Annotated in this window: 12 protein-coding genes; all 12 read left to right on the plus strand. The window is 35.3% G+C overall.

The features are described from left to right. The first annotated feature begins 26 nt into the window (after window positions 1-26). The 12 genes from mcrD to mtrH all read left to right on the plus strand — a co-directional run bounded on the left by mcrD (window position 27) and on the right by mtrH (window position 8,656). Window positions 27-479, plus strand: a complete 453-nt coding sequence (gene mcrD, locus Q0984_RS01135) for a methyl-coenzyme M reductase operon protein D (RefSeq protein ID WP_299522290.1) — start codon at window positions 27-29, stop codon at window positions 477-479. Then, a complete protein-coding gene (gene mcrC / locus Q0984_RS01140; RefSeq protein ID WP_299522294.1) occupies window positions 480-1,079 on the plus strand; it encodes a methyl-coenzyme M reductase I operon protein C in 600 nt (199 codons plus the stop codon). 2 nt (window positions 1,080-1,081) lie between these two features. Then, the gene (gene mcrG / locus Q0984_RS01145; RefSeq protein WP_299522297.1) at window positions 1,082-1,843 is read left to right on the plus strand and encodes a coenzyme-B sulfoethylthiotransferase subunit gamma; all 762 of its coding nucleotides are present in this window, start codon (window positions 1,082-1,084) and stop codon (window positions 1,841-1,843) included. A 2-nt stretch (window positions 1,844-1,845) separates the two neighbouring features. After that, window positions 1,846-3,501 carry a coenzyme-B sulfoethylthiotransferase subunit alpha gene (gene mcrA / locus Q0984_RS01150; protein WP_299522300.1) on the plus strand — a complete coding sequence of 552 codons (1,656 nt, stop codon included), beginning with the start codon at window positions 1,846-1,848 and terminating at the stop codon, window positions 3,499-3,501. A 258-nt stretch (window positions 3,502-3,759) separates the two neighbouring features. Then, complete coding sequence (gene mtrE, locus Q0984_RS01155; RefSeq protein ID WP_299522303.1) at window positions 3,760-4,641, plus strand: tetrahydromethanopterin S-methyltransferase subunit E; 882 nt, start codon at window positions 3,760-3,762, stop codon at window positions 4,639-4,641. Between the two features lie 13 nt (window positions 4,642-4,654). Continuing rightward, window positions 4,655-5,356: a tetrahydromethanopterin S-methyltransferase subunit D gene (gene mtrD / locus Q0984_RS01160; protein ID WP_299522305.1), complete on the plus strand. Its 702-nt coding sequence runs from the start codon at window positions 4,655-4,657 to the stop codon at window positions 5,354-5,356. A 1-nt stretch (window position 5,357) separates the two neighbouring features. Next, entirely contained in the window at window positions 5,358-6,173 is an 816-nt protein-coding gene (gene mtrC / locus Q0984_RS01165; protein ID WP_299522308.1) for a tetrahydromethanopterin S-methyltransferase subunit MtrC, read from the plus strand. Between the two features lie 16 nt (window positions 6,174-6,189). After that, window positions 6,190-6,519, plus strand: a complete 330-nt coding sequence (locus Q0984_RS01170) for a tetrahydromethanopterin S-methyltransferase subunit B (protein WP_299522311.1) — start codon at window positions 6,190-6,192, stop codon at window positions 6,517-6,519. Then, entirely contained in the window at window positions 6,520-7,236 is a 717-nt protein-coding gene (gene mtrA / locus Q0984_RS01175; RefSeq protein ID WP_299522314.1) for a tetrahydromethanopterin S-methyltransferase subunit A, read from the plus strand. A 12-nt stretch (window positions 7,237-7,248) separates the two neighbouring features. Beyond that, the gene (locus Q0984_RS01180; protein WP_299522317.1) at window positions 7,249-7,455 is read left to right on the plus strand and encodes a tetrahydromethanopterin S-methyltransferase subunit F; all 207 of its coding nucleotides are present in this window, start codon (window positions 7,249-7,251) and stop codon (window positions 7,453-7,455) included. 12 nt (window positions 7,456-7,467) lie between these two features. After that, window positions 7,468-7,704: a tetrahydromethanopterin S-methyltransferase subunit MtrG gene (gene mtrG / locus Q0984_RS01185; protein ID WP_299522320.1), complete on the plus strand. Its 237-nt coding sequence runs from the start codon at window positions 7,468-7,470 to the stop codon at window positions 7,702-7,704. 13 nt (window positions 7,705-7,717) lie between these two features. Next, entirely contained in the window at window positions 7,718-8,656 is a 939-nt protein-coding gene (gene mtrH, locus Q0984_RS01190; RefSeq protein ID WP_299522323.1) for a tetrahydromethanopterin S-methyltransferase subunit H, read from the plus strand. The last annotated feature ends 102 nt before the right edge of the window (window positions 8,657-8,758 follow it).

An 8,758-nucleotide genomic window follows, 5' to 3' on the forward strand; every position in this document is an offset into this window, starting at 1 on the left:
ATCTAATTTTTCATGGATGTTAAAAAATGGATATTGAAATATTCCCATATAGGGTGCTTGGAAGCGATACAACAGAAAAGTTGTTGAATGACATTGAATCACTTGAAGATGTTAAAAGAACTGTAATTCATGGTCCAAGATTTCCAAAAACTGAAGAATCTTTACCTCCACAATATAGGGAACGTAGAGTAATTAATATTAATGGCGAAGATGTTGTTCTTAAAGTTAAAACTGGTAGAATTTTTGTTGAGTTAACAATGGAATCTACAGTTAATGAAATCGAGGAAATCTGCAAAAAACATATTCCTTTTGGTTTTGATATTAATCAAGATAAATCAAATTATATTAGAAAGGAAAGAACAGTTTCTGATAGGATTAAATATGGTGAAGCAGATTTGCCTGATGAATTAGTTGGAATGACTGACCAATATTCAAGTTTTGAAGATCACGTAAATATTGTTAGAAAGGATGACTTTTAAATGATTGGAAGATGTACTCACGTAGTTGATTGTAGAGCAACAGGTGGTATGGGTAAAGGTGGAGGTCTTGCACAAAGAGGCACATTTGCTGAATGTGGGGCTGAAGTTTTAGCTGTTGCTATGTCTCCAGGACGTAGACATATTACTAAACCTGTCTGTGAAATCACTTTTGGATTACGTGAATCCAATGTTTTAACTAGCACAATGGTTTTAAATGCAGGTGCTGGTGTTCCTCATGATGCTCCTGCTTCTGGTGGAACTTTATTTGGTCTTACTGATAAAGAAGTAGAACAAATGAGTAATTTTAAATTGCTTGTTATTCATTTAGGTGGAGTTAAAAATCATTTAATTTATAAAGCTAGATTGATTTTAAGGAATGTTAATAAACCTTGTATTATCATTTGTGAATCTCCAGTTGACTGTGAAGATTTTGCTAAAATTGGTGTAAAAACTTCTAAAGTCATGCCATCTGAAGAAAATATTAAAACAGAAGGATGCATTGTTGATATTGTTAATGAAGTTATTCGTGGAGAAACAATCTCACAAGAAAAATTAGATGAAATTATTAGAAAAGTTAAATTAGCATTAGGAGATGCATAATTATGGCACAAATTTATCCAGGTACTTCTCAGGTTGCTCAAAATAGAAGAAACTTTTGTGATCCAGATTACGAATTAGAAAAGTTAAGAGAAATCTCTGATGAAGACGTAGTAAAAATATTAGGTCACAGAGCTCCAGGTGAAGAATATAAAAGTGTTCACCCACCATTAGATGAAATGGATGAGCCTGATGACATTGTAAGAGAATTAGTTACCCCTATTGCAGGTGCAAAAGCAGGGGATAGGATTAGATACATCCAATTTGTAGACTCAATGTATTTCGCACCAGCTCAACCTTACTTAAGAGCAAGGTCTTATTTAAACAGATTCAGAGGAATCGATACTGGTACTTTATCCGGAAGACAAGTTATCGAAGCTAGGGAAAGAGATATTGAACGTATTTCCAAATACCTCTTAGAAACAGAATACTTCGATACTGCAAGAACTGGTATTAGAGGTGCAGGTGTACACGGTCACTCTTTAAGGTTAGATGAAAATGGTTTAATGTTTGATATGCTTAGAAGACAAGTATTCAACAAAGAAACTGGTAATGTTGAAATGGTAAGAGACCAAATCGGTGTAGACTTAGATGAACCAGTTGTATTAGGTGAACCATTAGATGAAGAAACCTTAAAATCAAAAACCACAATTTACAGAATTGATGGTGACGCATACAAAGACGATAAAGATGCTGTTGAAGTGTTAAAAAACATTCACGTATCCAGATCATTTGGTGCATACAATCCAATTAAAGGATGGGATTAAGTATGGCAGATAAAAAATTCTTAGATGCAATGAAAAACAAATTCAGTGAAGATCCAACTGATAAAAGAACCACTTTCTATAACATGGGCGGTTGGAAACAATCTGAAAGAAAAAGCGCATTTGTAAAAGAAGGTAAAGAAATCGCTGAAAAAAGAGGAATTCCAATGTACAACCCAGACATTGGTACTCCTTTAGGTCAAAGGGCTTTAATGTCTTACCAATTATCTACTACTGATACTTATGTAGAAGGTGATGATTTACACTTTATTAACAACGCAGCTATCCAACAAGCTTGGGATGATATTAGAAGAACTGTTATTGTAGGTTTAAACACTGCTCACAATGTTCTTGAAAAAAGGTTAGGTATTGAAGTAACTCCTGAAACTATTACTGAATACTTAGAAACTGTAAACCACGCAATGCCTGGTGCAGCAGTAGTTCAAGAACACATGGTAGAAACTGACCCATTAGTAGTTCAAGACAGTTACGTAAAAGTTTTCACTGGTGACGATGAATTAGCTGATGAAATTGATTCAGCATTTGTTTTAGACATCAACAAAGAATTCAATGAAGAACAAGCTGCAGCTTTAAAAGAAGAAGTTGGTAATAGTGTATGGCAAGCTGTAAGAATTCCTGCTATCGTAGGAAGAGTTTGTGATGGAGGTACTACCTCAAGATGGTCTGCTATGCAAATTGGTATGTCCATGATTTCTGCATACAACCAATGTGCTGGTGAAGGAGCTACTGGTGACTTCGCATACGCATCAAAACATGCAGAAGTTATTCACATGGGTACTTACTTACCTGTAAGAAGAGCAAGAGCAGAAAACGAATTAGGTGGAGTTCCATTTGGTTTCATGGCAGATATCTGTCAATCTTCCAGAGTTAACACTGATGACCCAGTACGTTCAACCTTAGATGTAGTAGCTTTAGGTGCTGCATTATACGACCAAATTTGGTTAGGTTCTTACATGTCTGGTGGTGTAGGATTCACTCAATATGCTACTGCAGCATATACTGATGATGTATTAGATGACTTCACTTACTATGGTAAAGATTACGTAGAAGACAAATACGGTGGATTAACTGAAGCACCTAACAACATGGACACTGTTCTTGATGTAGGTTCTGAAGTATCTTTCTACGCATTAGAACAATATGAAGAATACCCAGCTTTACTTGAAACTCACTTCGGTGGATCTCAAAGGGCTTCTGTAATTTCAGCAGCAGCTGGTTGTTCTACTGCATTCGCTACTGGTAATGCTCAAACTGGTTTAAGTGCATGGTACTTAGGTATGTACTTACACAAAGAACAACATTCCAGATTAGGTTTCTACGGATACGATTTACAAGATCAATGTGGTGCAGCTAACGTATTCTCCATCAGAAATGATGAAGGTTTACCACTCGAAATGAGAGGACCAAACTACCCTAACTACGCTATGAACGTAGGTCACCAAGGTGAATATGCTGGTATTTCCCAAGCTCCTCACGCAGCTCGTGGAGACGCATGGGCTTTCAACCCATTAATCAAAATCGCATTTGCTGATAAAAACTTAGTATTTGACTTCAGTAAACCTCGTGAAGAATTTGCTAAAGGTGCATTAAGAGAGTTCGAACCATCTGGTGAAAGAACTGTCATCACCCCAGCAAAATAAATTTAAAAATATATAGGTTGAATAGGTGATTTTTCACCTATTTATTTCCTTAAATTTAAGTATGCCTTAAAATTTTTTAGTAAAACATTTATATTAATATTGAGAGAAAGATAAGTATCAATAGAAAAATTCTATTGGTATCATTTAATTGATTTTTATATGGAATAAAAATCGCAATTTATTACGTATATTCATTAGTGAATATATATCATGTTTATTAAATGATCAATTTAATAAAAAATATGGAGGAAAAAAATTATGGACCCTGTAACATTAGGTGTTGTTGCATTAATGGGTGCAGTTGCAACTATTGGGGGAGCTGCAGAAGATATCGAATCTGACCTCGGTTCTCAAAGTAACCCTAACTCTCAAGTTCAACTTGCTCCACAAATGGGACATTTACACCGTATGATAAACAAAGCGGCTTCTGGTGAACCAGTCGCTTATGGTGTTTGGTGTGGTGTTGCTGGATCTATTGCATTTGTATTAATGTCACATTTTAACTTTTATCCAATTATATCTCTTGCAATAGGTTCTTGTGTCGCTGCTTTTGTTCACGCTATTTATACTATTACTGCTCATATGGGTAGGATTGTTGGTCAATCTCAATTTGAACAACCATTATTTATGGATGTATTAACTCAATCTTTAGGACCAATTGTTGGTCATGGATTTATAACTACATTTTGTCTTGTTGGAGTTTCATATTTAATGACTATTCCATTAAATGGTACTCCATTACATGAGTTCCCATTACCACTTTTAGCTGTACTTTGGGGTATTACTCTTGGAGCTATCGGTTCTTCAACTGGGGATGTTCATTACGGTGCTGAAAGTGAGTACCAAAAGTTCGAGTTTGGAGGAGGAACTCCTGTAGCTATTCAAGGAGATATTGTTACTAAAGCTCCTTTAGGTGCTAAAAATTCAATTGATGTAGGAAACTTCTGTGTAAAATTCGGTGGACCTTTAACTGGTTTCTGTTTTGGTCTTGTTGTATTTTTCAGTTTCTGGAACTCAGTTGTATTTGGATTATATGGTGGATTAATTGTTGGTTTCATTATTGTTCTAATTTTAATCTTTATGAATGATAAATTAGAAAGATTCGCAAGAAAACAATATGGACCATATGAGGAAGAATAAGGAGGTTTCGATTATGGATCCAATTTTTGTTATTTTATTTGTTGCTATTGGTGGAGTATTAATTGGTGCTGGTGTGCATTTTATTCCTGTAGGTGGAGCTCCTGCAGCTATGGCAACAGCTACTGGTGTAGGTACTGGTACTGCAATGTTAGCTGCTGGTGCAGGTTTAACAGGACTTATTGGTGCTGCAACTATGACTGGTCAATCATGGATTATTGTAGGTATTGGTGGTGCTGTAGGTGCTATGATAATGTTAGCTATCACTATGCTCATTGCTAATTACATATATGTGTATGGTGTAGGTATTGTACCTGCTGCATCTAAAACTCCAGTTGACCCTATTACTAAACGTAACCAAGAAAAATATAAAACTCCTGGTACTGAAGGACATGGTGTACCATGTGTTTGTTTCATTAGTGGTCTTATAGGTGCTGCTTTCGGTGGTTTTGGTGGAGGTTTAATATACTATGCTATTTATAATGCTGTTCAAGCTTCTACTTACTTCACTGATCCAGCAATTAGTATAGGTTTAGCTGCTATATTAGGTACTGGTGTTTTCTTCATTAACTCCGTTATTGCATCTTATAATATTGGAGGTACTATTGAAGGTATGCATGATCCTAAGTTTAAAAGGATTGGTACTGGAGCATTATCTTGTGCTATTGCATCTGTTGTAGTTGGAATATTTTGTGTATTATTAACAGGAGGAATCTAAGATGTCTGCTGGTGGAAGTGCTGATGGTGCACATAGTGCATTAAATTCTAATTATTTATTAGCTATGGGTGTTATCGGTGGTTTATTAGGTATATACTTATGTAATATTAATGGTATTATAGGTCCTGTTTTAGCAGGTCTTGGTGCTGTATGTGCTAGTGTATGGGGATCTGATGCTATACGTAGTGTAGCTAGTTATGGTTTAGGTACTGGTGTACCATCTATTGGTTATATGTGTTTATCTATCAGTATTATTGGTGTTTTAGCAGGTCTTGCTATGGGACTTATTTTCCCTGATTTAAGTATATTTGGACCAATTTTAGGATTAATCTTTTCTATGATTATTGGTTTAGTTGTTGCTTTAATCGCTACAAAAATTGTTGGAATGAAAATCCCAATTATGGTAAGATGTACTGTTGAAATTGCAGGTGCAGGTGCTTTAACTGTATTAGCTTTATCTTCAGCTATTACTGGTAGTTTTGCAGCAACTGACATATTTGAACATGTTGTTGCTCCTGGATTTATTGCATTATTCTTTATATTATGTACTATGGCAATTCAACATCCATTCAATGCATGTTTAGGACCAAATGAAGATCAAATAAGGACTCTTAAATGTGCAGCATCTACTGCATTCTTATCTATGGCAGTTACTGGTTTATTATCTTGTGTTGCTGGAGATACCTTTGGATGGTTAGCAGTATTCCTTGTTGGTTTAATTGGTTGGATTATTTCATTTAGATCATTTGTTAAAGCTTCATATGATGCTGCAGCTTCAGTTAGATGGGCTGGTTTATGGCCAAAAGTAGAGGAGTAAATAAGGAGGTTTAATTATGGCTCAAATGTTACCTATGGTTCAAATTGTACCTGACATGAATCTAGCTTTAGATCCTGTCACAGGAGTTATTGGTGCATCTTTAGGTGGGGGAGTTATCCTTTTATCTATGGATGAGGTAAATGAAGAAGTAGCAAAACTTCAAAGTGCTGCTGATGAGTTAGTAAGCTCTTTAGATCCTTATACTAGTCCTGCAGGTGCTTATCCTGGAAGGGATGGTTCTTATATTACTGCAGGAATGTTAACAAATGTAGTTTATGGATTTTTATTAGCATCATTTATTATATTTGCAGCATTACCATTCTTACAATCAGTGGGGGTTTTATAGATGGCAGATAAAAAAGCTCCAGCAGATACCTGGCCGGTTATTAGTGGAGATTATATTGTAGGGGATCCAGAAAGTCCTGTTGCTGTAACTACTTTAGCTTCTCACATTGAAGCTGAACTTTCTGGTGCTGCAATTGCAGGCCCATGTAAAACAGAAAATTTAGGTGTAGAAAAAGTTGTTGCAAACATTATTTCTAATCCAAACATCCGTTTCTTAATTTTAGCTGGTGCTGAAGTACAAGGACATATTACTGGTCAATGTTTCAAAGCATTACATGAAAACGGTGCGGATCCAGATAAAAAGAAAATTATTGGAGCAACTGGTGCTATTCCTTTCGTTGAAAATGTACCATTAGAAGGGGTTGAAAGATTCCAACAACAATTAGAAATTATTGATTTAATTGACACTGAAGATGTTGGTGCTATTCAATCTAAAATCAATGAATGTGTTGAAAAAGACCCTGGTGCTTTTGAAGAAGAAGCTATGGTTATTTCCGTTGAAGGTGACGACGGAGAAGAAGATGATGGTGAAGAAATGAAAGTAGTTTCTGCAGAAACTGCTCTCATTGAAGCAAGGATGAGAGACATTAATACTAAAATAGATATGGTTGGGGCAATTAATAGAAACTTTGCAGGTAATTATGCTGGTAAAGTTCAAGGTATCATGTTAGGTTTAGTATTCTCTTTAGTAATCGGAGCTTTATTCTTAGTATTATAGGAGGAATAATTTATGGTACAAATTTCTAATAAACCTACTATTAATGGTATTAAAGATGTTGCAGAAGATGCTGATTACAGTTCAAAACTTATTGCAAGGGAAGGCAAACTTTTTGCAGGATTAACAACAACTAGGTTCCAAGGTTTTGCTATTGGTGTTGTAGTAGCTGTAGCATTATTAGTTGTTATTCCAGCTATTGCTAAATTATGTGGAATGTAGAGGTGTTTATTTATGAGTGAAGAAGAAAATAATTCAATACCTCAAGTAATGGTTTCATCTGATGATCTTAAAGGCATCGTTGCAAAATTAGATGATGCTGAGGAAAAAGTAGATTTTACTTTAGGTGAATATTATCAACGTTTAGGTCAACAAACTGGTAGGGACGTTGGTATTTTATACGGTATGATAATTGGTTTAATGATTTTAGTAATTGTCATGAAGTATGATTTAGTTTCTATATTGTTATAGGGGGTTTAATAAAATGTTTAGATTTGATAAAGAGCAAGTAGTATTTGACTTTGCTGGTGTAAAGATGGGAGGTCAACCTGGAGAATACCCAACAGTTTTATGTGGTACTATTTTCTACGGTGGACATAATATTATTAATGATGAATTAACAGGTGATTTTGATAAAAGTAGAGCAGAAGCTTTAGTTAACGATATGATTAATGTATCTGATGTTACAGGTAATCCATGTATTGTACAAGTTTTCGGTCAAACTGAAGAAGCTATTGTAAAATACATAGAATATATTGGTGACATCTGTGATCAACCGTTCCTTATAGACTCTACTTCTGGAGATGCTAGGGTAGCTGGTGCAAATTATGCTGATGAAGTTGGTTTAACTGACAGAGCTATTTATAACTCAATTAACATGGCTGCAGATAAATCTGAATTAGAAGCTCTTGCTGCTACTGATATTTCTGCTTCCATCATTTTAGGTTTCAACCCAATGAATGCTACTGTTGATGGTAAAATGGCAATGTGGGAAAATGGAGATGATGGTGCTTACGAAAAAGGTTTACTTGAAGTGGCTGCAGATTGTGGTATTGATAAATTTATGATGGATACTGCTGTAACTCCATTAGGACAAGGTGCAGGTATTGCTGCAAAAACCACTTTTGCGGAAAAAGCTAAATGGGGATACCCAGTTGGTTCTGGTATTCACAATGTGCCTTCTGCATGGGACTGGTTAAGAGACTACAAAAAAGACGGTAATAAAAATGCTTACACTGTTTGTGATATTGGTGCAAACATTGTTCAAGTTATGACTGGTGGGGACTTTGTTCTCTTTGGACCTATTGATAACGCTAAAATAGCATTCCCTGCTGTTGCACAAACTGACATGTTTATTGCAGAAGCAGCTGCTGACTTTGGTATTGAACCAGTTGAATCTCACCCATTCAACAATTTATTATAGATTAGTTAATTCTAATCTTTTTTCTTTTTTTTGAGTCTGTAAAATTTTATAGGCTTATTTGATTTTGAATTTTTTTACAGACGAAATTTCGTTTTGATAAAA

It is taken from the genome of uncultured Methanobrevibacter sp., from assembly GCF_934746965.1.
Lineage (GTDB): Archaea > Methanobacteriota > Methanobacteria > Methanobacteriales > Methanobacteriaceae > Methanocatella.

Coding starts and splice junctions, on each gene's coding strand:
- mtrH (WP_299522323.1), top strand. CDS start 7,718: ATGTTTAGATTTGATAAAGAGCAAGTAGTATTTGACTTTGCTGGTGTA.
- mcrA (WP_299522300.1), top strand. CDS start 1,846: ATGGCAGATAAAAAATTCTTAGATGCAATGAAAAACAAATTCAGTGAA.
- mcrC (WP_299522294.1), top strand. CDS start 480: ATGATTGGAAGATGTACTCACGTAGTTGATTGTAGAGCAACAGGTGGT.
- mtrA (WP_299522314.1), top strand. CDS start 6,520: ATGGCAGATAAAAAAGCTCCAGCAGATACCTGGCCGGTTATTAGTGGA.
- mtrD (WP_299522305.1), top strand. CDS start 4,655: ATGGATCCAATTTTTGTTATTTTATTTGTTGCTATTGGTGGAGTATTA.
- mtrG (WP_299522320.1), top strand. CDS start 7,468: ATGAGTGAAGAAGAAAATAATTCAATACCTCAAGTAATGGTTTCATCT.
- mcrD (WP_299522290.1), top strand. CDS start 27: ATGGATATTGAAATATTCCCATATAGGGTGCTTGGAAGCGATACAACA.
- mcrG (WP_299522297.1), top strand. CDS start 1,082: ATGGCACAAATTTATCCAGGTACTTCTCAGGTTGCTCAAAATAGAAGA.
- Q0984_RS01180 (WP_299522317.1), top strand. CDS start 7,249: ATGGTACAAATTTCTAATAAACCTACTATTAATGGTATTAAAGATGTT.
- Q0984_RS01170 (WP_299522311.1), top strand. CDS start 6,190: ATGGCTCAAATGTTACCTATGGTTCAAATTGTACCTGACATGAATCTA.
- mtrC (WP_299522308.1), top strand. CDS start 5,358: ATGTCTGCTGGTGGAAGTGCTGATGGTGCACATAGTGCATTAAATTCT.
- mtrE (WP_299522303.1), top strand. CDS start 3,760: ATGGACCCTGTAACATTAGGTGTTGTTGCATTAATGGGTGCAGTTGCA.